Genomic DNA, 25545 nt, shown 5'->3' with positions numbered 1-25545 from the left:
GCCAAGGCCGCCGCCGACGCCGCCCGCGCCGGAGCGGCGGCCGTCAGACGGGCGGCTTCGGCGCGGGCGGCGTCGGCGGCGGCCTTGGCGGCGGCGGCTTCATCGCGGGCGGACTGGGCGGCCTGTTCGGCGGCGGCGGCCTGGGCGCGGGCGGCCTGATCGCGCGTGGCGCGCTCGGCGGCGGCCTTCTGCTCGCGCTCGGCCTGCTGACGCGTCGCCAGCTCAATGGCGCGGCGGCGGGCTTCCTGCTCTTCGGGCGACAACCCGCCAGCGTTGCTGCTGACGGACGGACGCGGCGCCCCGGCGGTCGACGACGGCGCAGCGTCGCGCGGACGCGCGGCCACATCGAAGCCCTGCGGACGCTGATGGCCCGGCCCGGCGCCGACGCGGCGCTTGGTCTCGACGACCACGGTCTTGGTGCGGCCATGGCTGAAGCTCTGGCGGACCGTGCCGCTAGGGACCGATCCGGCTACGCGCGGCTTCAGGCTCAGCGGCGCGCGCGGCCCCGTCTGGGACGGCGTGCCTGCGCCCGCGTCCTGGCCCTTGCCTTCGTTGGTCTTGTCGTTCTCGTCGCTCATCCGGTCGCTTTACTCGGGCGGGGAAAGCCGCCGATCTCTCTTCAAACACAAATAGCCGCGCGTAACCCCGCCCCCTTAAGGAGCCGAGCCCCGCCCGCTCAAAGCCTGTCTCGCGGCCTCGTCTGACCCACTGTCGGGATCGGAGCCAGGCCGTGCCTGGTCCCAGTCCCGGGGGCGAAGGGGCCGAAATCCCGCCAGTCTTTCGACCTCGACGGTGAAGCGATCGGCCCTTCCGCCCGCAAGCAGGACGCCGTGTATCGCATTTTCCAGCCCAAGGGCCAAACTCAAATCTTCCGCACCGAATGCGCCGCAGACTTTCGGCGGCGGCGTCTGGTGTTTCAGAAGGGCCAGAAGCTTGCCGCGACCGTCCGCCGAACCGTCGGCGGCTTCGATCAGCCACGCGGCCTTGCCCGCGCGGATCGAGGCGGCGGACTTTTCGAAGCCAGAGATAAGCACGCCTTCGCGCCGGGCAAGACCCAGCTGGTCCAGACAGCGTCGCGCCAGCAGCCCGGCGACCATCTCGGCCAGGTCAGCGGCGGGTTTCAGCGGCGCCCTGGCCGCGCGCGAGAACAGGTTTTTTTTCGTCGCCGTCTCGATCGAGGCGCGGTCGGCGGCGACCCAAAGGCCCCGCCCCGGCAGGCGCCGCGCCAGATCAGGAACAACCGCGCCGTCGGGTCCGGCCACGAAGCGGATCAGGCGAGATTCATCCATGACCTGGTGCGTCACCAGATCGCGGCGTTCTCGCTCAATCGTCGCGTCGCGAAGACCCATGGACGGCGCGGCTCCACATCACGAGTCGCGCGATTGCTCGAGGTCTTCGGCGAAGACCTCCGCATCGCCGTTTTCAAGTTCGACCTGCTCCAGGCCTTCATCGCCCTCGGCTGCGAAATCCGCCTCGGCGAACTCGCCTTCCTCGACGTATTCCGCCTCGGGCTCAGGCTGCGGCAGTTCCGAAGCGTCGATCCAGCCAGCGGCCACGCGGGCCTGCAGGATCAGAAGCTCGGCGGCTTCCTGCGACAGGTTGAAGCTTTCCAGCACGCCGGGGACCTTCACCCGCTCGCCGTTCTTCACTTCATAGCCGCCGCGGATTTCGTCGGTGGCCAGATCGGCCAGGTCCTCGACGGTCTTGACCCCGCCTTCGCCCAGGGCGACGGCGATGGCGCCGGTCACGCCCGGAACAACCATAACGCCGTCCTCGACGCCCAGGGCCACGCGCTTGGCGTCCAGCTCGGCGGCCTTGCGGTCCAGGAATTCGCGGGCGCGGGCCTGCAGTTCCTCGGCCGTGTCCTCGTCGAAGCCTTCGATCTCCGAGATTTCATAGGGCTCGACGAAGGCCAGGTCCTCGACCGTGGCGAAGCCTTCGGTGACCAGCAGCTGGGCGATGGTCTCGTCCACGTCCAGGGCTTCCTGGAACAGGCTGGTGCGCTCGGCGAACTCGCGCTGGCGACGCTCGGAATCCTGGCTCTCGGTGATGATGTCGATCTGCCAGCCCGTCAGTTGCGAGGCCAGGCGGACGTTCTGGCCGCGACGGCCGATGGCCAGCGACAGCTGCTCGTCCGGCACCACGACTTCAACGCGGTCGGCTTCTTCGTCCAGCACGACCTTCGACACTTCGGCCGGGGCCAGGGCGTTGACGATGAAGGTCGGCTCGTCGTCGTTCCACTGGATGATGTCGATCTTCTCGCCCTGCAGTTCGGCGACGACCGCCTGAACGCGCGAGCCGCGCATGCCGACGCAGGCGCCGACCGGATCGATCGAGCTGTCGTTCGACAGCACGGCCATCTTGGCGCGTGAACCGCTGTCGCGGGCGGCGGCGCGGATCTCGATCACGCCGTCATAAACCTCGGGCACTTCCTGCGCGAACAGCTTGGCCATGAAGCCGGGGTGGGCGCGCGACAGCATGACCTGGGGGCCCTTGGCTTCCGGGCGCACGTCATAGATGTAGGTGCGGACGCGGTCGCCGATGTTGAACACTTCGCGCGGGATCGACTGGTCGCGGCGCATGATGCCCTCGCCCCGGCCCAGATCGACGATGGTGTTGCCGTATTCGACGCGCTTGACCGTACCGTTGACGATTTCGCCGACGCGATCCTTAAACTCTTCGTACTGACGCTCGCGCTCGGCCTCGCGGACCTTTCCGGTCACGACCTGGCGGGCCATCTGGGTCTGGACGCGGCCGAACTCGAACGGCGGCAGGGTCTCGACGTATTCCTTGCCGACGGTCGCTTCGGGGTCGCGCTTGGACGCGTCCTTCAGACGGACCATGGCCGCGTCGTTGAACTCTTCCAGCTCGTCTTCCGGCTGCCAGTCGTCCTCGACCACGGTGACGTGGCGGGTCAGCAGCATCTCGCCCGTCTTGGGGTCGATCTTGGCGCGGATGTCGTGGTGCGCGCCATAGCGCGACTTGGCGCCCTTCTGGATCGCCTCTTCGATCGCCTCGATGACGATGTCCTTCTCGATGTTCTTCTCGCGCGCGACAGCGTCGGCGATCGAGAGCAGTTCGAGACGGTTGGCGGAAATACCCGTGACGGCCATCAGCCCTGGTCCTCAGTGGTGGGGTTGTCGTTGCGTTGGGCGCGGCGTTCGGCGCCGGCCTTCATCAGTTCGTCGGTCAGAACCAGCTTTGCGTCGCTGATCCAGTCGAAGGGGATAAGGGCGGTTTCGTCCTCGCCGTCCAGGTCGATGCAGACATTGTCGCCATCGACCCCGGCCACCACGCCCTTGAAGCGCTTGCGACCCTCGATCATGCGATCAGTCTCCAAGCGCGCCTCAAAGCCTTCGAACAGATCGAAGTCCTTGAGCCGGGTTAGCGGCCGGTCGACGCCGGGGGACGAGACCTCCAGCAGATATTCGCCCGCGATCGGGTCGGCGGCGTCGAATATCTCGGACACGGCGCGGCTCAGCCTGGCGCATTCCTCGACGGCGATGTCGTTGTCGCTGGGGCGCTCGGCCATGATCTGCAGGCGGCGGCGCAGCGTTCCGCCCATCAGGCGCACGCGCACGACCTCCAGACCCAGGCTCTCGGCCACGGGATCGATCAGCTCCAGCAGAGCGCGGTCTTCGGCGGTCTTGGCGCGCAAGCAGTGAAATCCAAAAACAAAAGCGGCGGACCGTCCGGGCCGCCGCTTCAAACGGCGCCGTCGGACGCCGGTCTAACGATGTGAGGGGCCATATAGCTGCGAACGAACCGCTTGTCAGCCCCTCGTCTTCGCCGCGCGCCAATCAGATCAGGGCCAGCTTGCCCAGGTAGTCGCGCTTGCCCAGCGCCACGCCCTGCTGGCGCAGAATGGCGTAGGCGGTCGTGACATGGAAATGGAAGTTCGGCAGGGCGAAGCTGGTCAGATAGCCCGCGCCGTCGAAATCCAGCTCGACCCCCGGAAAGCGCAGTTCGACGCGCCGCGTCTCGGCGCCGTCGAACGCCGCGCGATCGACACCCTCGATAAAGGCGATGGAGCGGGCGATGCGGTCCTGCATCTGGGCGAAGGTCGTGTCCGGCCCGGCGATGCCCGGAACCTCCAGCCCCGCCAGGCGGGCGACGCAGCCGCGCGCAGAAAAGGTCGCCATGTCGATCTGGTCGGCCAGCGGCTTCATGTCCGGCGCCAGCCGCGCGGTGACCAGCGTCGCCTCGTCCAGCCCCGAGGCGGCGGCCTTGTCCAGCACGCCCGACAGGCTGGTCAGCCCGCGCACGAAGATGGGCGCGGCGGCGTCATACAGGGTGAAGGCCATGACCGGCTCCAGCGTTGAATGGTGTCGGATCGTCCTGTGCCGCTGTTTGTCGCCCGACGCCAGCCTGCGCTTGCTCTCGCCCGCGCTGCGTGGTTCGCAGGGCGCATGATCCCTGCTCCGCTTCGCCTGCCCCTCCTCGCCGTCCTGTTCGCTGGATTGATGGCCGTCGGCGCGTCGATCGACGTTCCGATGCATCCGGTGCCGATGACGATGCAGAGCTTCGCCGTTCTGCTGGCCGGCGCCGTGCTGGGGGTCCGGTGGGGCGTGACCAGCACGCTGCTGTATCTGGCGCTGGCGCTGGTCGGCCTGCCGGTGCTGTCGGACGGAGCCGGCGGCCCGGCGGCCTTCACCGGCGCCACGGCGGGCTATCTGTTCGCCTTTCCCGTCGTGGCGGGACTGGCGGGATTGGCCGCACGCCGAGGGGGACTGACCCGTCCGCTGCCGGGCGTCGCCCTCCTGTTCGGCCTGCACCTGATCCTGCTAGCGCTGGGCGGCGCCTGGCTGGCGAGCCGGATCGGCGTCGCCGACGCCCTGGCCCACGGGGTGGCGCCGTTCCTGATCGGGGCGGCGGTCAAATCAGCGCTGGTCTGGCTGGCCTGTGCGGCTGTCCGCCGGCTTCAGACGCGCTGAAACTCCAGGAAGATCGGCGGGGTGTCGCCCAGCTTCTTTTCCTCATAGCGGGTGACGACGTGGTCGGCGGGCGCGGTGCGCCAGTCGTCGGCCTCTTCCGCCATCCAGCTCAGGCCCGGATGGCGGTTGAACCGTTCCAGCGCCCAATCGGCGTAATCCTTCCAGTCGGTGACGAACCGCACCCGCCCGCCCGGCTTCAACAGGCGGACGATCTCGGTCACCGTCTCGTCCTGCACCAGTCGGCGCTTGTTGTGCCGCGCCTTGGGCCAGGGATCGGGGAACAGGATCATCACCCGATCCAGGCTGGCGTCCGGCAGGGCCGCCATCACGTCGCGCGCGTCGTCGGCATGCAGGCGGACGTTCTTCAGCCCGCCCTCGTCGATGTGGCGCAGCGCCGACCCGACCCCGTTCAGGAACGGCTCGCAACCGATCATCAGCGCGTCGGGATGCCGCGACGCCTGTTCGGCCAGATGCTCGCCACCGCCAAAGCCGATCTCCAGCCACACCTGTTTCGCGCCCGGCATCAGCGCCGCCAGGTCGATCGGCCCCAGGGTCGGGTCCGGCAGGGCGATGGTGGGCAGCAGGGTGTCGAACAGCGCCGCCTGACGCGGCTTCAGCGCGCGCGACTTGATGCGGCCGAACGAACGGAGCGGACCCCAGGCGGGGGGCGGAGTTTCAGAGTTCATGCGCGCTCATACCTCTCCCTCCCCTTCATGGGGAGGGTGGTCGTCGCAAAGCGGCGACCGGGTGGGGAGGGCGCGGCGATACACGACCCGCGCGGCAGTGTTCAAGCCGCCCCCACCCGACTTCGCCTGACGGCTCAGCCACCCTCCCCACTTTGGGGGAGGGAGAAGGCTCAGGCCAGTTTCTTCAACTGATCGACCAGATCGGTCTTTTCCCAGCTGAACCCGCCGTCGGCGTCCGGCGTACGGCCAAAATGGCCATAGGCGGCGGTGCGGCCATAGATCGGCCTGTTCAGACCCAGGTGCTCGCGGATCGCGCGCGGGGTCGCGCCGCCGATCAGTTTCGGCAGTTCGACCTCCAGCACGGCGGCGTCGATCTTGCCCGTGCCGTGCAGGTCGACATGGACCGACAGGGGCCTGGACACGCCGATGGCGTAGCTGATCTGGATGGTGCAGCGATCGGCCAGGCCGGCGGCCACGACGTTCTTGGCCAGGTAACGGCAGGCGTAGGCCGCCGAACGGTCGACCTTGGTCGGATCCTTGCCGCTGAAGGCGCCGCCTCCGTGCGGGGCCGCGCCGCCGTAGGTGTCGACGATGATCTTGCGGCCGGTCAGGCCCGCATCGCCGTCCGGTCCGCCGATCTCGAAGGTGCCGGTCGGATTGATGTGCCACTCGGTCTCATTGGTGATGAAACTGTCCGGCAGCACCTTGCGCACATAGGGCTTCACGATGGCCGCGACCTGATCCTGGGTCAGGCCCGCCTTGTGCTGGGTCGAGACGACGATAGAGGTCGCGCGCACCGGCCGGCCGTTCTCGTAGAAGAGCGTCACCTGACTCTTGGCGTCGGGCTCCAGACCCGGCTCCTGACCCGAATGGCGGGCGTCGGCCAGGGCTTTCAGGATGTTGTGGCTGTACTGCAAGGTCGCCGGCATCAGTTCCGGCGTCTCGTTCGAGGCGTAGCCGAACATGATGCCCTGATCGCCCGCGCCCTCATCCTTGTCTTCGCCGGCGTCTACGCCCTGGGCGATATGGGCCGACTGCGGGTGCAGATGGTTCTGGAACTCGAACGTCTTCCAGTGGAAGCCGTCCTGCTCATAGCCGATGTCGCGCACGACCTTGCGAACGGTCGCCTCGATCTCGTCCTGAACGCCGGGCGCCCATTCGCCGCGCGTGTCCATGATTCCCTGGCCGCGGATCTCGCCCGCGATCACCACCAGATTGGTCGTCGTCAGGGTCTCGCACGCCACCCGCGCCTCGGGATCCTTGGCAAGGAACAGATCGACGATGGCGTCGGATATCTGGTCCGCGACCTTGTCAGGATGACCTTCCGAGACGCTCTCGGACGTGAAGAGGAAGGACGAACGGGCCAAGGCAGGCTCCTGCAACCGGTGAGGGACGCAGACATATAAAGATATGCTTATACGTTCAAGGGATCAGGCCGCAGACGGACAAACGATCAGGCGTCGCCCCGGCTCCACAGCACGAACCAGACCACATAAACACCCAGCAGAAGCGCAACACCGATCACGGCGAGCGGGTAACCCACCCCCACGCCCGCCACCCCTGCGGCGAGAAGGGACAGACCGGTCAGCCACCATCCCCGACTCGTCCTGAGGTGGGCCCGATTGAAAAACACGCGCCAGATCGGCGGCAGCAGGAAGATCGCCACCAGCAGCCACCGCATGACGGACGGATGGCCCAGCCAGTCTGCATCGACCCACGCCCAATTCTCCGGAAACACGCCCAGAGCCACGAACGCCAGAAGGATCAGCGTCGTCTCCATCAGGTCGCGCAGGAAATCTCCGGCCCGGTAGAAGTCTCTCTGACCCTTGCCGACGGCGACGCTGTGCTGCGAGGCGAAATAGAAGGCCAGAACCTCGCCCCATCGGGCGACCCCGTCCTGCGGCGCCTGACTCCCGCCGATCAGGCCCACGATCATCGTGCCCAGGATCGCAGGATACCAAAGGGTATAGACCCAGTCGTGCAGGGCCGAATGATTGATCCGCCACCTCGACATCGCCGCCACCTCCGATCGCGACCATACCGGCGTTCGGCCAAAAGGCGAGCGGACGCCTGCCGGCGATACAGGTCAAATGGGGGAAAGATGGTGCCGCTTGCGTGACTCGAACACGCGACCCCCTCATTACGAATGAGGTGCTCTACCGGCTGAGCTAAAGCGGCTCCGGTCTGCTCGCGCGACGGGCGTCGGGCGGGCGAGAGGAGGGCTCTTTATACGGGCCGCGCGGCCTTGCCAAGCGCCGCCAGCATCGCGAGTTCGTCCGGCGTATCCGCAATGCGGATTTCGGCGAAGGACAGCGCGGCCAGCGGAACCGCCGCAGTGGGCGAAATACAGACCGCCAACCGATCTTTTGCAGCTCCCGCCGGCAGGGTCGCGCGCAAAGCCTCCGCTCCGCGCGGCGAGTGGATCAGGACGGCCTCGAAGGCGTCCGGGGGCGCGGCCCCGGTCTCGACCGCCTCATAGACAGGCAGGGCTGCGATCATCAGACCGGGCATCAGATGCGACAGGTCTCCCGCCGGCCGGCGCGGGCCGGGGTTCAGGATCAGGCCGCTGTCCGCTGCCCAGCTCTCATCGATCAATCGGGCCAGAGCGTGGATGTCGCCCCCTGCGGATCGGGCGTCGGCAAAGCCCGCCGCGCGGGCGGCCTCGGCCGTGGCGTCGCCCACGGCGAACACGGGGCGGTCGCGCAACAGCGGCGTCAGGGCGGCGAAGGCGGCGACGCCATTCGGGCTGGTGAAGGCCAGGGCGGCCGCCGTGGTCAGGTCCGGCGCGGTGGCCAGGGCGTCCGGGATCGGGTGGATCGCCAGCAAGGGCGCGACCAGAGGCTCGAACCCCATTTCAGTCAGGCGGTCGGCGGTGCGTGCGGCGCCGGGCCGGGCGCGGGTGATCCAGACGCGCCGGATCGGCCGCATGGTCAGACGTCGATCCGCTGGTCGCCGGCGGCGGCGTGAACCTCGCCCCCCAGGCGCAGGCCCAGCGCCCGCGCCATGGCCTCATCCACCGGCGCATCACCGACCCGGCGCCAGCGGGCCGCGCCGTCGGGGCTCAGCATTTCGGTGGTCAGGCGCAGGGTATCGCCCTCGATGTGGGCATAGGCGCCGATGGCGGTGCGGCACGACCCTTCCAGCGCCGTCATGGCGCCGCGCTCGGCGGCGACGCACAGGGCGGTGGGCGCGTGGTTCAGCGCCGCCATCCAGTCGGCGCCCAGATCGCCTTCGCGTGTCTGGATCGCCAGGGCGCCCTGACCCGGCGCCGGCAGGAAATCGTCCAGCGACAACCGCTCGCGGATCACCCCGGACAGGCCCAGCCGGTTCAGGCCGGAACAGGCCAGCAGGATGGCGTCGAACTCGCCCGCCTTCAGCCTGGCCAGGCGCGTATCGACATTGCCGCGCAGCACTTCGATGTTCAGGTCAGGCCTCAGAGCCAGAGCCTGGGCCTGACGGCGCAGGCTCGCCGTGCCCAGACGTGCGCCGCGCGGCAGCTCGGCGAAGCTGCCGAAATGGTCGCTGATGAAGCCGTCGCGGGCGTCCTCGCGTTCCGGAACGGCGGCGATGGCCAGACCGGTCGGCTGTTCGGCGGGCACATCCTTCATCGAATGGATCGCCACGTCGACGCGGCCGTCCAGCAGCGCTTCCTCGATCTCCTTGGTGAACATGGCCTTGCCGCCGACTTCCAGCAGGCGGCGGTCCTGAATGCGGTCGCCGGTGGTCACGATCTCGACCCGCGGAACCAGCGTCTCGATATCCGCATCGGCCACGCCCAGCGCCCGGCCGATGGCCCGCTGCATCATGCCGGACTGGGCCAGCGCCAGTTTCGAGCGCCGGGTGCCGATGCGGAGAAGGGGCTGGGTCACGTCGCGTCGCCGTTGCGAAAGGAGGGCCGGATCGTTACCTCGACCCGATGAACATGGGCGCGGACTATAGCAGCGAGGCGGGGGCGGCAACCGGGGCGCAAACGCGCAGCCTGACGGTGCTGGGTCTGGAAACCAGCTGCGACGAGACCGCCGCCTCGGTGGTGCGCCTGTCGCCCGACGGGGTCGAGGTCCTGTCCAGCGTCATCCACAGCCAGATCGACGACCACGCGGCCTATGGCGGAGTGGTGCCGGAAATCGCCGCCCGCAGCCATGTGGAGATGATCGACGGCGTCACGCGCCGCGCCATGGCCGAGGCCGGGATCGGCTTCGACGCGCTGGACGGCGTCGCCGCCACGGCGGGGCCGGGGCTGGTCGGCGGGGTCATGGTCGGGCTGGGCTATGGCAAGGCGGTGGCGCTGGCGCGCGGCCTGCCGCTGATCGCGGTCAATCATCTGGAGGGCCATGCGGTGTCGGCGCGGCTGGGGGCCGAGACGACCTATCCTTTTCTGCTGCTGCTGGTGTCCGGCGGGCATTGCCAACTGCTGGAGGTGCGGGGCATCGGCGACATGAGCCGGCTGGGCACCACCATCGACGACGCGGCGGGCGAGGCCTTCGACAAGATCGCCAAGACCATGGGTCTGGGCTACCCCGGCGGCCCGGCGCTGGAGCGGTTGGCGGAAACGGGCGACGGATCGCGCTTCGATCTGCCCCGCGCCCTGCTGGGGCGCAAGGACTGCGACTTCTCCTTCTCGGGGCTCAAGACCGCCGCCTCACGCCTGGCCGCGACCTGCGAAACGGATCAGGACAGGGCCGATCTGGCCGATGCGGTCCAGACCGCCATCGCCCGGCAACTGGCCGAGCGGTCCGAACGGGCGATGGTCGCCTATGCCGAGGCCCACCCCGAACTCGAGCGCGCGGACGGCGCCCTCAAGCAGCCGAGCGCCGCGCGCGAGGCGATAGGGCTCCAAAGACTCTTTGTGGTCGCCGGGGGCGTGGCCGCCAACAAGACGGTGCGCCTTACGCTGGAGACGCTGGCGACGAAACACGGCTTCGCCTTTATGGCGCCGCCGCTGGTCTATTGCACCGATAACGCCGCCATGATCGCCCTGGCCGGGGCCGAACGGCTGGAAAAGGGCATGACCAGCGACATCGACGTCGCCGCCCGGCCGCGATGGCCACTGGACGAGGCGCGTGCGAACGCCGATCCTGTGCACAAGAAGACAGGCCGCAAGGGCGCCAAGGCGTGATGCGGCGGGCCACGGGTCTTGGGGGACCGGACAGCGTATGACGTTTGAAACGGCGGGAATCATCGGCGGCGGCGCATGGGGCACGGCCTTGGCGCAGAGCGCGGCCGCAGCGGGCCTGAAGGTCACCTTGCAAGCGCGCGAGCCCGAGGTCGTCGAGAGCATCCGCTCCCGGCGCGTTAACGAGGCCTTCCTGCCCGGCGTCGAACTGGACCCCGCCATATCGGTGACGCCCGAGCTGGCCGATCTGGCCGGGTGCGACCTGATTCTGGCCGTGCCACCGGCGCAGCACATGCGCGGGACCCTGAGCGCCTTCGCCCCGCATGCGCGCGCCGGACTACCGATCGTCCTGTGCTCCAAGGGCATCGAACGCGGCTCGCTGAAGCTGATGACCGAGGTGCTGGCCGAGACGATCCCGGACGCCGCGCCCGCCGTCCTGTCCGGCCCCAGCTTCGCCGCCGAGGTGGCGCGCGGCCTGCCCAGCGCAGTGACCCTGGCCTGCGAGGACGAGGCGTTGGGCGAGGCGCTGATGGCGGCCCTGTCCGCGCCGATGTTCCGCCCCTATCTGGCCGACGACCTGATCGGGGCCGAGGCGGGCGGGGCGCTTAAGAACGTGCTGGCCATCGCCTGCGGCATCGTCGAGGGTCGCCGGCTGGGCCGCAGCGCCCACGCCGCCATCATCACCCGCGGCTTCGCCGAGATCATGCGCGTCGCCGTGGCGCTGGGCGGCAAGGCCGAGACGGTCGCCGGCCTGTGCGGCCTGGGCGATCTGGTGCTGACCTGCTCCAGTCCACAGTCGCGCAACATGAGCCTGGGTCTGGCTCTGGGCGAGGGCTCAAGCGTCGAACAGGCGCTGGCCGGCAAGCGATCCGTGGCCGAGGGCTATGAGAGCGCCCCCGCCGTGCGCGAACTGGCGCGCAAGCTGGGGGTCGAGACCCCGATCTGCGAGGCTGTGGCCGCCGTGCTGGCGGGCGAACTGTCCGTGGACGCCGCCATCGAGGCCCTGCTGTCCCGGCCGCTCAAGCCCGAGCGCGAGTAGCCCGCTTACTCATGTCCGACGCATCCCCGACCGAAGAGCGCAAGCGCGTCTGGAAGACGCCGCCGAACGTGCCCCTGTGCACAGAGGGCGATATCGCCGACCCCGGCTCGCGCGGCTTCGTGTTGCAGATCGGCGAGGCTTATTTTCACGGCTTCGTGGTGCGCAAGGACGGCCAAGTCGCCGGCTGGGTCGATCGCTGTCCCCACGCGGGTTTCCCCATCGCGGTCGAGCTGGATCGCTATCTGACGCCGGACGGATCGCTGATCCTGTGCGGCTGGCACGGCGCGGTGTTCGAACCGCTGACCGGCGAATGCAAGGGCGGGCCCTGCGCGGGCGGGCGGCTGACCCCCTGGCCGGTTCAGGCTACGGGCGGGATCATCCGCACCGCCTGATATCACTCCGGGATCGGGACGATCTTCGGATCCTTGGTGAAGGCCTCGTCGACCTCCTCCTCCTTGATCCGCTTCGACGGATCGCCCGGCTGATTCAGATTCTGCTCTTCGGTCCCGTCACCCATCATGCCGGGGTGCGGGTCGTTGGAGGGGGTCCTGGGGTCGGCCATGGCGACGATCTCCTTTTGCCAGGGGATCAACCGCCGCCATGAGCCCGGGTTCCCTATTCGGGAGCGACCTCGCCGGCGAAGGCGCGCACGTCGTCCATCAGCGCCGTGACCGAAAGATCGATGATCCGCTGGCCCTTCTCCGGGCTGGCCTGGGCCGGGTCCGAACCGATGCGGCCGTCAGGGAAGCGGGCGCGGTAATCCAGGGCGTCGCGGATCGGCCCCATTGGCGCGATCTGCGGGCTGTAGTCGGCGACCTTGATCCGGTCGGGATAGGCCGCCTGGGTCACGGCGATTTCGGACGGGGTGGCGTGGGCGCCGTGGCCGGTCGGGAAGATGTCGGTGCACAGGCGGGTCACGCCCGGCAGGTCCCACCAGTTGCGCAGTTTCAGCATGAAGGGCGTCCGCTCGGCCCACGGCTCGGGCACGAAAGAGCTCTCGGCGTAGATTTCCGAGATCGCCGCCTCGATGGTGGCGACGTTGCCGCCGTGGCCGTTCAGGAAATAGATTCGCTCGAAGCCGTGACGGCTCAGTGAGGCGACCCAGTCGGCGATCGCCGCCATGAAGGTCGAGGGGCGAAGGGAGATTGTGCCCGGAAACGCCAGGTGATGCTGGGCCATGCCGATGTTGAAGGTCGGCGCCACGATCAGGTCGCCTTCGCCCTTTTCCGCCGCATGGGCGATGATCTCGGGGCACAGCCAGTCGGTGCCCAGCAGACCCGTCGGCCCGTGCTGCTCGTTCGAGCCGATCGGCACCACCACCGTCCGCGACAGGGCGCCGCCGTCTTTCAGGCGGGCGTCGATTTCGGGCCAGGACGACAGGTGGATCAGCATGGGAACTCCGCTTCCGGTTGCGTCGCCCGCTTTAGCGCCCTTCGTCGCGCGAGGCCAATCAGGCGACCGCGAACGCCTTCACAAACCGTTGCGCGGCCTCGCGTGCGCGGGCGCCGATCTGGTCCGTCGATGAATGCGGCAGTCCCAGCACCGCGCGCAGATGGGCGTGCCCCAGCGCCATGCCGGTGAACATTTCGGCCGCCGCCAGCGGGTCGGGCACAGACAGCGTTTTCAGCCGATCCTGCTCGCCCAGCCACGCGCCCAGCCGGCGCAGCGACTCGCCCGGCCCGGCGTCATAGATGATGCGGGCCAGTTCGGGCTCTTCCGGCGACATCAGGGCGACCCCGCGCAGCGAAGCGCCCTTGCCGCCATGACAGACCTTGGTGATCAGGGTCTCGGCCACGGCTGTCAGCACATCCTCCGGCGTGCCGCCGCCGCGCAGCGGGGCGGTGATCGCATCCGAGCGCCGCGCCGCCAGCGCCCGGCCAATGTCGCCCCGGGTCGGATAGCGGTTGTAGAGGGTCTGTTTCGACACCCCGGCCCGGCGCGCGATCTCGGCCATGGACGCGCCGGCGCCCTTTTCCGCGAACAGCAGCGAGGCGGCCTCCAGTATGGCCTCGCTCTTGCTCTCGTCGATCTGGCCGGCGGCGCGGGGCATCAGTGGGCCTCCGACGCCGGGGCGGGCGCCGCGCCCGGCTTCACCGGCCGTGAGAACAGGGTGACGAAGGCCGCGATGGCGCAGGCCACGGCCAGCAGGGCGAAGGCGTCGCCGAACGCCAGGGTCGTCGCCTGTTTCTGCAGCATGCCATAGACCGCCTTCATCGCCGCCGCGTGGGGATCGACGGAATCGGCGAACCGCCGGGTCAGGCCGGCGATCATGCCGGTGACGCCGGCATTCCCCTGCTGGATCGCGCTGGTCAGTTCGCCCATGTGCAGCGCCGTATTCTGGGTCAACGAGGTGTTCAGCATGGCCAAGCCGAAGGCGCCCCCGACGTTGCGGCTCAGGTTCACCAGCCCCGACGCGTTCTTGACCATGTGCGGCGGCAGGGTCGCCATCGTCACCTGTTGCGACGCGATCATGGCCAGCATGACCCCGACCCCGCGCAGCGCCTGCACCCCGGCGAACTGCCAGAAGCCCCATTCGTCCGTCACCGCATGGGCGTCCCACATGCCCCAGGCGCACAGCATGAAACCGACGAACATCAGCACCCGCGGATCGACCTTGCGCACCAGTCGCCCGGCGAAGGGCCCGGTCGCGAACATGGCCAGACCCGACACCACCATGGTCGTACCCACCTCGGCCGCCGAATATTCCCGCACCCGCCCCAAGAACAGCGGCAGCAGGAAGGTGCCCCCGAACAGGGCTGCGCCGACGATGAAGGTCATGATGACCCCGACCACGAAATTGCGGTTGCTGAAGGCGCGCAGCTCGACGATCGGATTGCGATAGGTCAGCGATCGCCAGATGAAGGCCGGGCCGCAGATGACGGCGACCACGCTCAGCAGCAGGATGTGATCGTCGGCGAACCAGTCGTTCCTGGACCCTTCCTCCAGCACGAATTGCAGGCTCATCAGGAAGGCGGCCATGAGGCCCAGACCCAGCCAGTCGAATCCTTTGGACAGGGACGGATCGCCCTTGTCGAACCGGGCGTAGCGACCGACCAGGAACAGCACCAGCAGGCCGGGGAAGATGTTGATGAAGAACAGCCAGCGCCAGCTCAGCCATTCCGTCAGGTGCCCGCCCAGCGTCGGCCCCACGGTCGGCGCCAGCGTCACGATCAGCCCCATGACCACGCTGGCCGTGACCCGCTTTTCCGGCGGGAAGGCGGTGAAGGCGACGGCGAAGACGGTCGGGATCATGGCCCCGCCGACGAACCCCTGCAGCGCGCGGAAGAAGATCATCGTCTCGATCGACGACGACAGACCGACCGCCACGCTCATCAGCAGAAAGCCGGTGCACGAGACCAGAAAGACCTTCTGCGTGCCCCACAGCCGCGACAGATATCCCGACAACGGGATCATCACGACCTCGGGGATCAGATAGGCGGTCTGGATCCAGCTGATCTCGTCGGCCGAGGCGCCGACCCCCGCCTGAATCTGCGGCAGCGAGGCGGCGACGATCTGGATGTCCAGAATGGCCATGAACTGGCCGATCACCATGCCCGCAAAGCCGAGCAGCAGCGCCGTCCAGTTGATATGCGGCTCGCCCGCGACCGGGCCTGCCGCCGCCGTCGAGGCGTGGGTCACCGGGCCGCGTCCGCCGACGCCTCGGCGAAGGTCCGGCCACCGTCGCTCTTCAGGTCCACCCGCGTTTCAACCGACAGGCCGGGCCGCAAGGCAGGCGCGCCGGGCTTGCGCTCGACGACGATGCGCACGGGCACGCGCTGGGTGATCTTGGTGAAATTGCCGGTCGCGTTCTCGACCGGGATCAGGGCGAACTCGGACCCCGTCGCCGGGGCGAAGCTGTCGATCCGGCCGATCAGGTCCAGACCGGGGAAGGCGTCGGCGCGGATGTGAACCATCTGACCCAGACGCATCTTCGCGACCTGCGTCTCCTTGAAATTGGCCACGACATAGGTGTCGGCCAGCGGCACCACCGACAGCAGGGCGCCGCCCGGCTGGACATACTGTCCGACCCGCACGGCGCGGGCGCCGACGACGCCGCCGACCGGCGCACGGACCACGGTGCGCTCCAGATTGATGCGGGCTTCATCCACCTGGGCGCGGGCCTGTTCGACGGCGGCGACGCTCTGTTCACGGGTCGAGCCCAGCACGGCGACGGTGCGCTGTTCGGCGGTCAGAGCGGCCTGGGCCTGGGCGACGCCGGCCCGGGCCGTGTCGGCGGTTGCGCGCTGGGTATCGATCCGCTGGGCCGAGACCCAGCCCTGCTCGGCCAGCTTGCCGTAGCGATCGACCTCGGCCTGCGCCAGGGCGGCCTGGGCGCGGGCCTGCTGCACGGCGGCGGCGCGGGCGGCGACGGTGGCGTGTTCCTGCGCCGTGCGGGCGTCGACGTTGCCGACCGCCGCCGTCAGGGCCGCCAGATTGGCCTCGGCCTGCGCCAGCCTGGCCCTTGCGTCGGCGTCGTCCAGCCGGACCAGCGGCTGGCCAGGCGCCACGCGCTGGTTGTCCCCCACCAGAACCTCGACGACGTAGCCGCCGATCTGGGGGCTCACCAGCGAGGTGTCGGCCTGGACGAAGGCGTTGTCGGTCGCCTCCCAGCGCTGCTTGCCGACCCACCAGAATACGCCGCCGACCAGAAGGGCGACGACAACGATCCCGCCGACGATCAGCGGCAGGCGTTTCTTGAGCGCGGGGGACATGGCCATGGGGTCGAGCATCTCGGGGAGGAAGACGGCGCGTAAAATGGACGCTTGCGTCCAGAAATCAACCACCGATCGCATGGATTGCTTTGGGCGGCGAACACCTCATGTTTCGGCGTGTTCCGAAAGCCGCCCCATGACCTCCCTGCCCCATACGCTCGATATCGCCGTGATCGGCGCCGGCGCCGCCGGCCTGGCCGCCCTGCGGCGTCTATCGGGGCGCGACCTGACCGTGGCGGCGCTGGAGGGGCGCGAGCGGGTCGGCGGCCGGGCGCACACCGGAGCGCACGGGCTGGACCTGGGCTGCGGCTGGCTGCATTCCGCGGATGAAAACCCGCTAGCCGCGCGGGTGGAAGCCATCGGGCTGACGCTGGATCGAACGCCCCCGCCGTGGGAATCGACCGCCTTCGACCATGAGACGACGCGCGCCGAACAGACCGAATTCCGCGCCGCCTTCGACGCCTTCGAACAGCGCGTGGCCGAGGCCGCCGCCGGGGGTCGTGAAGGCCCCGCCGCGACCCTGTTCGATCCGGACTGCCGCTGGAACGGGCGAATGGACGCCATCTCGGGCGCTCTGAACGGCGCGCGCTTCGCCGAGGTCTCGATCCGTGACTATGACGCCTATCGCGACACCGGCGTGAACTGGCGGGTGAAAGAAGGGTATGGCCGGCTGATCGAGACCCTGAGCGCGGGCCTGCCCGTCGTCACCGGCTGCATCGTCCATCGCATCGACCGCACCGGCCCGGCGCTGAAGGTCGAAACGTCGCGGGGCATGGTCGAGGCGCGGGCCGTGATCCTGACCCTGCCGACCGATCTGATCGCGGCCGATGCGATCCGCTTCGACCCGCCCCTGCCCGATCTGGCCGACGCCGCTACGGGCCTGCCTCTGGGGCTGGCGACCAAGCTGCACATGACGGTCGCCGGAGCCGACGACTTCCCGCCTGACAGTCAGCTGTGGGGGCGCCGCGACACGGCCGAGACCGGCGGCTATCATCTGCGTCCGTTCGGCCGACCGATGATCGAGGGCTATTTCGGCGGCGACCTGGCGCGCGGCCTGGAGGGCGAGGGCGACGACGCCCTGTTCGACTTCGCGGTGCAGGAGATCGTCGGCCTGCTGGGCTCGAGCTTCCGCAAGCGGCTGGGTTTTGTCGCCGCCTCCGGCTGGGGTCGCGACCCGTTCGCGCGCGGCGCCTATTCCCATGCCCGGCCCGGCCACGCCGACGATCGCGCCCGGCTGGCCCGCCCGATCGAGAACCGCATCTTCGTCGCCGGAGAGGCGACCGCCCCCGCTTTCTACGGCACGGCCCATGGCGCCTGGATGGAGGGCGAGCGGGCGGCGGATCAGGCCCTGTCCGCGCTCGACCTTGACCCGCGCGAGCCGCACCGCCAAGCCGACGACCGATGAGCAAGGTCTCCGCGAAAAAAGCCGCCCTGCCACGCCCGAAAGGCGTCGCCGCCAAGCGCAAGACCGGGCCGAAACGGCCGACGCCGCGTGTCGTCGCCTGGCCGCCGGACGAGGACCGGGTCGAGGCGATCTTCAGCCGCCTGGCCGGGATCATGCCGGACCCGAAGACGGAGCTGAACTTCACCAGTCCCTATACGCTGGTCGTCGCCGTCGCCCTGTCGGCCCAGGCCACCGACGTCGGCGTCAACAAGGCCACGGCCAAGCTGTTTCCGGTCGCCGACACGCCGAAAAAAATGCTGACGCTGGGGGAGGAAGGATTGATCCCCTACATCGCCTCCATCGGCCTGTACCGGACCAAGGCGAAGAACGTCATCGCCGCCGCGCGGATGCTGATCGACCGCCATGGCGGCGAGGTCCCACTGAACCGCGCCGACCTGCAGGCCCTGCCGGGCGTGGGCCGCAAGACCGCCTCGGTGGTGCTGAACGAACTGGGGATCGAGCCGGCCATCGCCGTCGACACTCATGTCTTCCGCGTCTCGCACCGGCTGGGTCTGGCGACCGCCTCGACGCCGGACAAGGTCGAGGATCAGCTGCACCAGGTGGTACCCGAGCACCGGCTGCCCAAGGCGCACCACTGGCTGATCCTGCACGGCCGCTACACCTGCGTCGCCCAGCGGCCGAAATGCGCCGCCTGTCCGATCAGCGACCTGTGCCCGGCGCGGATGGATTTCGTGGCCACCTAGCCTTCCAGCCACTCCTTCACCGCCCGCGCGAAATTGGCCCCGCCCTGCGGCGCGGCGCCCAGATAGAAGTCCGGCTCGATCAGTTCCGCCTCCATCAGCCGCCAGACGCCGTCGGGATCGGGCGCCATGTCGATGCGGGCGTACAGCAACGGCTCGTCGATGGCGGCCAGGGTGCGCTCGGCCAGGGACAGCGCCTCTTCCGGCGCGGCGTCCAACGCGCGGTACTGCCCCCCGAACTGGGTCTGGATGCGGAACTCGCCCTCGCGGCCCGGCCGCTTGTTGACGACGTGGCTCAGCCGTCCGCCAAAGAACAGCAGCGAGGTTTCGCCCTCGGTCTCGATGGTCGGCAGATAGGGCTGGATCATCGCCCCGCCCTCGGGCGCCTCGCGCAGCGCCTCTTCCAGCAGGTCGCCGACCGTCACCCGCACCGTGCGCCAGGCGCCGCCGGAAACCGTCGGCTTGACCACCAGCTGCTGCGCCCCGGTCGCCTCGAAGGCGGCGGCGACCACGGCGGGCGTGACCCCGTCGGTCCAGATGGTCGGCGGAATGGCCACGCCCCGTTCGGCCAGCCGGCCCAGATAGGTCTTGTCCGAGTTCCAGCGCAGCACCTCGGCCGGATTGGCCAGCTTCACGCCCGACGCCGCCCAGGTCGCGCACGCCTGCAGCCAGCGCTCGTGATCGCGGTGATAGCCCCAGGTGATGACAGGCAGCACAAGCGGAAAGTCGGTCAGGCCGCCCGCGTCCTCGACATGGTCGGTCCACGGAATCGGCCGCGTCGTGATCCCGGCGGCAGCCAGCGCGCCTTGCAGCCGCTCCAGCACGCCGGGCCACTGGCCGCGATAGGAGGAGTCGGCGGGATCGGGGGTCAGGACGGCGATCTGGGTCATGGGTCCGGCCTAGCGCGAAAGGCCCTGCCCCGCTATGGGGCCGCCATGACCCAAACGCTCTCCGCCTCCGCCCGCTTCGATGTCTTGGCCGTCGGCAACGCCATCGTCGATGTGCTGGCCCCGTGCGAGCCCGCCTTTCTGACCGCCCAGGGCCTGACCCCCGGCTCGATGCAGCTGGTGAACGAAGCCCAGGGCGCGGCCCTGTATGACGCCATGGCGGCGGGGGTCGAGGCGTCGGGCGGTTCGGCCGGAAACACCGTGGCGGGCGTCGGTTCGTTCGGCGGTCGCGCGGCCTATATCGGCAAGGTGGCCGAGGACACGCTGGGCGGGGTCTTCAGCCACGACATCCGGGCCGCCGGCGTGCATTTCGACACGCCGGTTTTGGCGGACGGCGCCGGCAACGGCTTCGGCACTGGCCGCTGCCTGATCAACGTCACCCCCGACGGCCAGCGCACCATGTGCACCTTCCTGGGCGCCGCCAACCAGCTGACGGTCGACGATATCGACGCCGACCTGATCGGCGACAGCGCCATCGTCTATCTGGAAGGCTATCTGTTCGACCCGGCCCCGGCCCGCGCCGCCTTTGAAAAGGCCGCCGCTCTGGCCCACGCTGCGGGTCGCAAGGTCGCCATCACCCTGTCGGACAGCTTCGTCGTGCACCGCTGGCGGGCCGAGCTGCTGGCCTTCATCGAGGCGTCGGCCGACATCGTCCTGGCCAATGAGGCCGAACTGCACGCCCTGTTCGAGACTGAGGATTTCGATCACGCCGCCGCCCATCTGGGCCGCATCGTCGAGGTTGCGGCCGTCACGCGCGGCGCGGCCGGCTCGGTCGTCTTCCGTGGCGACGAGCGGGTCGAGGTTCCGGCCGCGTCGGTGCAGCACGTGACCGACACTACCGGCGCGGGCGATCAGTATGCGGCGGGCCTGCTGCTGGGTCTGGCGCGAGGGCTGAGCCTGGCCGAGGCGGGCGCCCTGGGCTCGCTGGCCGCCGCCGAGGTCATCGCCCACTGGGGGCCGCGCCCGATGGTGTCGCTGGAAAAGCTGGCGACCGATGCAGGCCTGACGCTGGCCTAATCCCGGCGCTTCAGCGTCACATAGATCGCGCCGTCGCCGCCGTGGCGGCGGTGGGCCGTGGCGAAGCCCGAGACGACGCCCCGCAGCGCCGTGGCGTGCAGCCATTCGTGGACCGAGGCGCGGATCACCCCGCCCCCGCGCCGTCCCTGACCCGTGATGACCAGAACTGCCCGCATCCCCCGCGCCTGACAGCCGCCCAGGAAGGCGCGTAGCTGATCCTCGGCGTCGAAGCGGCCGAACCCGTGCAGGTCGATCGTCGCCTCGATCGGATCTCGCTCACGCGACAGCCGCCGCTGGCGGCGCGGCTCCAGTTCGTCGGGGGCTGAGACGGGTCGGCGGGCGACGACGGGCGCGGCGGCTTGCGGCCCGGGCAGGGCCGGCTCCGGACGCGCGACCCTGGGGCGCGGTGGCGAGGGCGTGACCACGGACAGCACCGGCGGCGTCTCGGCGACCCCCGGCGTGACCCGCGCGGCCTTGCGGGTCCGTGGCGGCTTCACCGTTCCCGTGACCCGCGCCCAGATGCGTTTGTCGTCGGCCGAGACCTCTGGCGGCCCGACCTTTGACGGCCCGACCTTTGACGGCCCGACCTTTGACGGACTGTCGCCGCGTTTGGCCATCAGGCCTCTCCGCCGTCCTCGAACACGTCGGACGGGCCCGGCTCATAGACGATCAGCTCGCCCGGCTGGCACTCCAGTTCGCGGCACAGGGCGTCCAGGGTCGAGAACCGCACCGCCCGCGCCTTGCCCGTCTTCAGGATCGACAGATTGGCCACCGTCACGCCCACGCGGTCGCTGAGCTCGGTCAGCGACATGCGGCGGTCGAGCAGAAGGCGGTCGAGCTGGATACGGATAGCCATGGGACTTTCTCTACAACAGGGCGCGTCGGATCGAGAAGGCGCAGCCCTCTGACCGCGCCCCCGCCTAAATGGTCAGTTCGGATTCACGGCGCAGGCGCGCCCCCTCGCGGAACACTTCGGCCAGAACAAAGACGACCAGGATCGAAAACACGGGGGTCAGCAGGTCGCTGATTCCCTGCGGCTCCATTACGCCGGGGGCCAGACGCGCCGCGACCAGACCCTGGGCCACCCAGACGCCGCCGGTCACAACCGCCAGGATCAGGCCGATCTGGCGCAGACGGCTGACGTTCTCGGGCCGGAAGGGATCGCCCATGGTCAGGGTGCGGAACACCTTGCGCAGATTGCGCAGGATCAACAGGAAGCCGCCGAAATAGGCCGAGATCGCGCCCAGACCGAAGACCAGCAGGGTGCGTGTCATCGGCAACTGGCGCCCGCCGGAGGAGTCCGAAACGGTGATGTTCAGATTGTCGAGCGGAATGAACAGGCCGACCACCAGCAGGATCAGCATCAACCCGGTGATCAGCGCCAGCAGCACATAGGCGGCGTCGAGCGCGATCTTCAGCAGGCTGGAGACGGAGCCGGGGCCCAGCGTCTTGAGATTGGCGGCGGCCAAGGCGCCGCCGGCGCGGCCATTGACCGGAAGGCGGATCCCGAGCGCGGAGGTCTTCGGGAAGCGCATGGGTCGGGCCCTCAGGCCGGAAGCGAAGACGCGGGCGCCGCGCGGGGTCCGGCCGACCCCGTCGCGGCTCTATAAATCGCGAACTTCATCAAGTCGTCAAAGCCTCGCTTAGAAGGCTTGAACCAGAATGGCGATCGCGGCGGTGGGCAGCGCGGCCAGAAGCAGGGTGTTGACGAAGGCGTGGCCGACCTTGTCCATCCAGATCGAGGCGTTCATCGTTTGCATCGTAGTTCTCCGTGGTCCTGAGAGGGACGATTTTCGCCCCGTTTTGTTTATCTGCGACATGAATGTTGCCTTGGAGGGGCTTGCCGAGAACGTCGTCGCTTCCGTTTCGATGGATTATGTATACGCCTGCCTCTGACGGAACTCACGTTACATATCGTTTAACGATGTTAAACTTTCGCAATGGGCCGGACAGGACTAGGGTCACGTCATGAATCTCAAGCTGATCAAGGGGATGCGGCTGGTGGCCGCCACCCACAATCCCGGAAAGGCGCGTGAGATCGCGGCTTTGCTGGACGGAAATTACGATGTCGTAACGGCCGGCTCGCTGAACCTGCCCGAGCCCGACGAGACGGAAAGCACCTTCACCGGCAACGCCATGCTCAAGGCGCGCCACGCCGCCCAGCTGTCGGGCGAAGTGTCGCTGGCCGACGATTCCGGCCTGTCGGTCGCCGCACTGGACGGAGCGCCCGGCATCTTCTCCGCCCGCTGGGCCGGACCGGGCAAGGATTTCGCCCTGGCCATGAAGAAGGTGGAGGATCGGCTGGAGGACGTCGGCGCGCGCGACCGTTCGGCCTGGTTCACCTCGGCCCTGGCCGTGGCCTGGCCTGACGGCCCCTGCGTGGTGGTCGAGGGGGTGGTCCACGGCGACCTGACCTTCCCGCCGCGCGGCGACCGGGGCTTCGGCTACGATCCTATCTTCATTCCCCGGGGCGGCGATCTGACCTTCGGCGAGATGGATCCGGCGGCCAAGGACGCCATCAGCCACCGCGCCCTGGCCTTCGCCAGACTCAAGGTCGCGCTGATTGACTGACCGACCGGACGCGGCCACCCCTCAAGCAGCCTCGCTCCGCGAGCGAGGCGATAGGGGCCCCAACGAAGTGGCCCTCTATGTCCACTGGCCCTACTGCGCCCGCATCTGCCCCTATTGCGATTTCAACGTCGTGCGCGATCGGGGCCGGACGCAGGAGCAGACGGCCCTGGCGGCCGCCATCCTGCGCGATCTGGAGGCGCAGGCCGCGCTGGTCGGCCCGCGTCGGCTGGCCTCGATCTTCTTCGGCGGCGGCACGCCCTCGCTAATGGCCCCGGACGCCGTGGCGGCGGTGATCGCCCGCGCCCGCCAGCTGTTCCCGCCCGAAAGCGGCATCGAGATCAGCCTTGAGGCCAACCCCACCGACGCCGAGGCCGGTCGCTACGCCGCCCTGGCCGACGCGGGAATCAACCGCCTGTCGATGGGGGTCCAATCATTCGACGACGCGGCCCTGACGTTTTTGGGGCGCGACCATTCGGCCGCCGAGTCGCGCCGCGCGGTCCAGACGGCGGCGGCTGTCTTTCCACGCCTGTCGATCGACCTGATCTACGCTCGACCGGGCCAGTCCGTCGCCGACTGGACCGCCGAATTGACCACGGCGCTGGACCTGGGGTTCGAGCATATCTCGCCCTATCAGCTGACCATCGAACCCACGACCGCGTTTGGCCGCGCCTTCGCGCGCGGAACCCTGACCCCGCCGGACGAGGATCGGGCCGCCGCCCTCTATGAAGCCACCCAGACCGTGCTCGAGGCTGCGGGGTTCGAGGCCTATGAGGTGTCCAACCACGCGCGGAGCGTCCCCGCGCGGTCGGCCCACAACCTGCATGTCTGGCGCGGCGGTGACTATCTGGGCCTGGGCCCCGGCGCCCATGGCCGCCTGACCCTGGACGGCGTCCGCACCGCCACCGTCGCCCATCGCCGCATCGCCGACTATGTCGCGGGCGTCGATGCGGCCTCGCCCTGGAGCGAGCGCACGGCGCTCGACGCGCGGGAGGCAGCCGAGGAAAAGGTGCTGCTGGGCCTGCGCACGGTTGAAGGCGTGCCGTTGACGACCCTGTCCGCCCTCGGTCTCAATTCTGGATCGAACCCGCTGGCCGGCCTGATCGCCGACGGCTTCCTGGCGCTGTCGAGCGGCCGCATCGCCGCCACTGCCACCGGCCGTCCGGTGCTGGACGCCGTTCTGCGCGCGCTGCTGACCTAACGGGCCTGATCCTGCGCCGCCTTGTAGAACAGCGTTGCCGCGCCCAGCCACATCAGGGTGAAGACCACCGTCGGCTTGATGGCTTCATACTGGCCCAGGCCCGCGGCGACCGCACCCGCCGCCGCCTGTCCCACGGCCATGATGACCAGCGTCACGGCCAGCCCGCCCGGTCGGAAGCGCGCCAACACCCCACCAACCAGGCCGATGATCAGCAGGCCCGCGTACATCAGGTTGGCGGGATGCTCTTCGTTGCCGATGAAGCCGACGGCCAGCGTCGCCCAGACCAGCAGGAAGGCGGTCCCCACCGCCGCCGTGACGCCCAGCCGATAGGCCATGCTGGACGAGGTCCGCATGCCCAGCTCCCAGGCGCCGCCCGCAGCGCCCAGCATGACGGCGAAGATCCCGAAGTCCGACGCGGTCCAGTTCACCTCGTCCGTCAGCCGCATCGCGACAAGCGGCGTCGCCAGCAGGGTCGCCGCCGCGCCCCAGACCCACAGGCTCCACGGATTGTTCCGCCGCCCGATTTCCCGTTCCATCGCCATTGCCTTCGCATCCTCCATGAGTGACGCTGATATCCTGGCTCGCCCGATCCCCGGCGGCATGAGCAACGCCTGAGCATTTGCTGAATTGATGCGCGCCGCCGCCTATCGCTTCGACCGCTTCCTGCTCGATCCCGAGGATCGCCGCTTGTTGCACGACGGCGCGCCGGTCGATCTGAGCGCCCGCTATTTCGACGCCCTGGTCCTGCTGGTGCAGGAGCGGGGGCGGCTGGTGTCCAAGGACCGCTTCCTGGACGAGGTGTGGTGCGGCGTCCCCGTCACCGACGAGGCGTTGACCCAGTGCATACGCACCCTGCGCCGGGCGCTGGGCGACGACGCCGGGCGGCCGCGCCTGATCGAGACCGTGCCCAAGCACGGCTATCGCTTCATCGGCGCCGTGAGCGAGGCCGACGGCGCCGCGCCGCCCATTACGGCGTCGGAACCCGTGACGCGCGCTGTCTGGGACGCCTTCTTTCGGCTGGGCCGGGGCGGAATGGTCGGCGGCGGTGCGGCGGGTTTGGTCGGCGGTCTGCTGTACGGTTTCGTGGGCGTGTCGGATTCTTTGCAGCCAGGCGGCGGCGTTTCGGCGCTGATGGTCGTGGTCTGCCTGACGGCAGGCGTCGGCCTGTTGGGCGGGGCGGGGG

30 protein-coding genes and 1 tRNA gene are annotated in these 25545 nt (G+C 69.3%); 10 read left to right on the top strand and 21 right to left on the bottom strand.

Annotated elements, in window-relative coordinates; translation table 11 throughout:
* The 5 genes from EON91_RS10400 to EON91_RS10380 form a co-directional block, all read right to left on the bottom strand.
* On the bottom strand, positions 1-578 hold a 578-nt coding region (locus EON91_RS10400), incomplete at its 3' end, for a translation initiation factor IF-2 associated domain-containing protein (RefSeq protein WP_292094292.1).
* A 75-nt stretch (positions 579-653) separates the two neighbouring features.
* A complete protein-coding gene (locus EON91_RS10395; protein ID WP_292094291.1) occupies positions 654-1349 on the bottom strand; it encodes an RNA-binding protein in 696 nt (231 codons plus the stop codon).
* Positions 1350-1367: 18 nt separating this feature from the next.
* Positions 1368-3113: a transcription termination factor NusA gene (gene nusA / locus EON91_RS10390; protein ID WP_292094290.1), complete on the bottom strand. Its 1746-nt coding sequence runs from the start codon at positions 3111-3113 to the stop codon at positions 1368-1370.
* Entirely contained in the window at positions 3113-3658 is a 546-nt protein-coding gene (rimP, locus tag EON91_RS10385) for a ribosome maturation factor RimP (RefSeq protein WP_292094289.1), read from the bottom strand. Before rimP ends, nusA begins: the two co-directional genes overlap by 1 nt.
* A gap of 142 nt (positions 3659-3800) precedes the next feature.
* Positions 3801-4304 carry a DUF1993 family protein gene (locus EON91_RS10380; protein WP_292094288.1) on the bottom strand — a complete coding sequence of 168 codons (504 nt, stop codon included), beginning with the start codon at positions 4302-4304 and terminating at the stop codon, positions 3801-3803.
* Positions 4305-4409: 105 nt separating this feature from the next.
* On the opposite strand from EON91_RS10380, the gene EON91_RS10375 reads away from it, so the two are divergent.
* Positions 4410-4934, top strand: a complete 525-nt coding sequence (locus EON91_RS10375; RefSeq protein ID WP_292094286.1) for a biotin transporter BioY — start codon at positions 4410-4412, stop codon at positions 4932-4934.
* Here EON91_RS10375 and trmB read toward each other — a convergent pair.
* From trmB to hemC, 6 genes are all read right to left on the bottom strand, one after another.
* The gene (gene trmB / locus EON91_RS10370; protein WP_292094284.1) at positions 4922-5620 is read right to left on the bottom strand and encodes a tRNA (guanosine(46)-N7)-methyltransferase TrmB; all 699 of its coding nucleotides are present in this window, start codon (positions 5618-5620) and stop codon (positions 4922-4924) included. The two genes, EON91_RS10375 and trmB, sit on opposite strands and share 13 nt — an antisense overlap.
* A 170-nt stretch (positions 5621-5790) precedes the next feature.
* Positions 5791-6987: a methionine adenosyltransferase gene (gene metK / locus EON91_RS10365; RefSeq protein ID WP_292094283.1), complete on the bottom strand. Its 1197-nt coding sequence runs from the start codon at positions 6985-6987 to the stop codon at positions 5791-5793.
* Between the two features lie 86 nt (positions 6988-7073).
* A complete protein-coding gene (locus EON91_RS10360) occupies positions 7074-7634 on the bottom strand; it encodes a hypothetical protein (protein WP_292094282.1) in 561 nt (186 codons plus the stop codon).
* Between the two features lie 88 nt (positions 7635-7722).
* Positions 7723-7798 (bottom strand) — tRNA-Thr (locus EON91_RS10355).
* Between the two features lie 48 nt (positions 7799-7846).
* Positions 7847-8548, bottom strand: a complete 702-nt coding sequence (locus EON91_RS10350) for a uroporphyrinogen-III synthase (protein WP_292094280.1) — start codon at positions 8546-8548, stop codon at positions 7847-7849.
* A gap of 2 nt (positions 8549-8550) precedes the next feature.
* Positions 8551-9489 (bottom strand): hydroxymethylbilane synthase, encoded by a 939-nt coding sequence (gene hemC / locus EON91_RS10345; protein ID WP_292094277.1) that lies wholly within the window; start codon positions 9487-9489, stop codon positions 8551-8553.
* A 53-nt stretch (positions 9490-9542) separates the two neighbouring features.
* On the opposite strand from hemC, the gene tsaD reads away from it, so the two are divergent.
* Genes tsaD through EON91_RS10330 form a run of 3 tightly spaced genes read left to right on the top strand, consistent with a single transcriptional unit; the run spans position 9543 to position 12164 of the window.
* Positions 9543-10736 carry a tRNA (adenosine(37)-N6)-threonylcarbamoyltransferase complex transferase subunit TsaD gene (gene tsaD, locus EON91_RS10340; protein ID WP_292094293.1) on the top strand — a complete coding sequence of 398 codons (1194 nt, stop codon included), beginning with the start codon at positions 9543-9545 and terminating at the stop codon, positions 10734-10736.
* 37 nt (positions 10737-10773) lie between these two features.
* Positions 10774-11772 carry an NAD(P)H-dependent glycerol-3-phosphate dehydrogenase gene (locus tag EON91_RS10335; RefSeq protein WP_292094275.1) on the top strand — a complete coding sequence of 333 codons (999 nt, stop codon included), beginning with the start codon at positions 10774-10776 and terminating at the stop codon, positions 11770-11772.
* 11 nt (positions 11773-11783) lie between these two features.
* Positions 11784-12164 carry a Rieske (2Fe-2S) protein gene (locus EON91_RS10330; RefSeq protein WP_292094274.1) on the top strand — a complete coding sequence of 127 codons (381 nt, stop codon included), beginning with the start codon at positions 11784-11786 and terminating at the stop codon, positions 12162-12164.
* A gap of 2 nt (positions 12165-12166) precedes the next feature.
* On the opposite strand, the gene EON91_RS10325 is transcribed toward EON91_RS10330, so the two are convergent.
* The 5 genes from EON91_RS10325 to EON91_RS10305 are packed head-to-tail and all read right to left on the bottom strand — an operon-like array spanning position 12167 to position 16490.
* Positions 12167-12334: a hypothetical protein gene (locus tag EON91_RS10325; RefSeq protein WP_292094271.1), complete on the bottom strand. Its 168-nt coding sequence runs from the start codon at positions 12332-12334 to the stop codon at positions 12167-12169.
* Positions 12335-12387: 53 nt separating this feature from the next.
* Positions 12388-13164 carry a creatininase family protein gene (locus EON91_RS10320; protein ID WP_292094269.1) on the bottom strand — a complete coding sequence of 259 codons (777 nt, stop codon included), beginning with the start codon at positions 13162-13164 and terminating at the stop codon, positions 12388-12390.
* A gap of 58 nt (positions 13165-13222) precedes the next feature.
* Positions 13223-13822 (bottom strand): TetR/AcrR family transcriptional regulator, encoded by a 600-nt coding sequence (locus EON91_RS10315; protein ID WP_292094268.1) that lies wholly within the window; start codon positions 13820-13822, stop codon positions 13223-13225.
* Positions 13822-15411, bottom strand: coding sequence for a DHA2 family efflux MFS transporter permease subunit (locus EON91_RS10310; protein WP_292094267.1), 1590 nt, complete (start codon positions 15409-15411; stop codon positions 13822-13824). The genes EON91_RS10315 and EON91_RS10310 overlap by 1 nt, the downstream gene beginning before the upstream one ends.
* On the bottom strand, positions 15408-16490 hold the full coding sequence (locus tag EON91_RS10305; protein ID WP_292094265.1) for an HlyD family secretion protein: 1083 nt from the start codon (positions 16488-16490) through the stop codon (positions 15408-15410). The genes EON91_RS10310 and EON91_RS10305 overlap by 4 nt, the downstream gene beginning before the upstream one ends.
* A gap of 130 nt (positions 16491-16620) precedes the next feature.
* Between EON91_RS10305 and EON91_RS10300 the strand changes: the two genes are divergently transcribed.
* Positions 16621-17889, top strand: coding sequence for an NAD(P)/FAD-dependent oxidoreductase (locus EON91_RS10300; protein ID WP_292094262.1), 1269 nt, complete (start codon positions 16621-16623; stop codon positions 17887-17889).
* Complete coding sequence (gene nth, locus EON91_RS10295) at positions 17886-18632, top strand: endonuclease III (RefSeq protein ID WP_292094261.1); 747 nt, start codon at positions 17886-17888, stop codon at positions 18630-18632. Before EON91_RS10300 ends, nth begins: the two co-directional genes overlap by 4 nt.
* Here the strand turns inward: nth and EON91_RS10290 are convergent.
* Positions 18629-19519, bottom strand: coding sequence for a transporter (locus tag EON91_RS10290; protein ID WP_292094258.1), 891 nt, complete (start codon positions 19517-19519; stop codon positions 18629-18631). The two genes, nth and EON91_RS10290, sit on opposite strands and share 4 nt — an antisense overlap.
* 45 nt (positions 19520-19564) lie before the next feature.
* On the opposite strand from EON91_RS10290, the gene EON91_RS10285 reads away from it, so the two are divergent.
* Complete coding sequence (locus EON91_RS10285; RefSeq protein WP_292094255.1) at positions 19565-20593, top strand: adenosine kinase; 1029 nt, start codon at positions 19565-19567, stop codon at positions 20591-20593.
* Here EON91_RS10285 and EON91_RS10280 read toward each other — a convergent pair.
* From EON91_RS10280 to EON91_RS10270, 3 genes are all read right to left on the bottom strand, one after another.
* Positions 20590-21210: a Smr/MutS family protein gene (locus tag EON91_RS10280; protein WP_292094253.1), complete on the bottom strand. Its 621-nt coding sequence runs from the start codon at positions 21208-21210 to the stop codon at positions 20590-20592. The two genes, EON91_RS10285 and EON91_RS10280, sit on opposite strands and share 4 nt — an antisense overlap.
* Positions 21210-21449: a helix-turn-helix transcriptional regulator gene (locus EON91_RS10275; protein ID WP_292094251.1), complete on the bottom strand. Its 240-nt coding sequence runs from the start codon at positions 21447-21449 to the stop codon at positions 21210-21212. The genes EON91_RS10280 and EON91_RS10275 overlap by 1 nt, the downstream gene beginning before the upstream one ends.
* Positions 21450-21513: 64 nt before the next feature.
* Entirely contained in the window at positions 21514-22128 is a 615-nt protein-coding gene (locus EON91_RS10270; RefSeq protein ID WP_292094248.1) for a DUF2975 domain-containing protein, read from the bottom strand.
* A gap of 433 nt (positions 22129-22561) precedes the next feature.
* Here EON91_RS10270 and rdgB point away from each other — a divergent pair, with 433 nt between their 5' ends.
* On the top strand, positions 22562-23164 hold the full coding sequence (gene rdgB, locus EON91_RS10265) for an RdgB/HAM1 family non-canonical purine NTP pyrophosphatase (RefSeq protein WP_292094247.1): 603 nt from the start codon (positions 22562-22564) through the stop codon (positions 23162-23164).
* Positions 23165-23231: 67 nt separating this feature from the next.
* A complete protein-coding gene (gene hemW, locus EON91_RS10260) occupies positions 23232-24362 on the top strand; it encodes a radical SAM family heme chaperone HemW (protein WP_292094245.1) in 1131 nt (376 codons plus the stop codon).
* Here the strand turns inward: hemW and EON91_RS10255 are convergent.
* Positions 24359-24898 carry a hypothetical protein gene (locus EON91_RS10255; RefSeq protein ID WP_292094241.1) on the bottom strand — a complete coding sequence of 180 codons (540 nt, stop codon included), beginning with the start codon at positions 24896-24898 and terminating at the stop codon, positions 24359-24361. The genes hemW and EON91_RS10255 overlap by 4 nt on opposite strands.
* A 94-nt stretch (positions 24899-24992) precedes the next feature.
* On the opposite strand from EON91_RS10255, the gene EON91_RS10250 reads away from it, so the two are divergent.
* Positions 24993-25545: transcriptional regulator (locus EON91_RS10250; RefSeq protein ID WP_292094237.1), on the top strand; the 553-nt coding region annotated here is incomplete at its 3' end.

Source organism: Brevundimonas sp. (assembly GCF_004210735.1).
GTDB lineage: Bacteria > Pseudomonadota > Alphaproteobacteria > Caulobacterales > Caulobacteraceae > Brevundimonas.
This window is presented reverse-complemented; position numbering and strand designations above follow the sequence as displayed.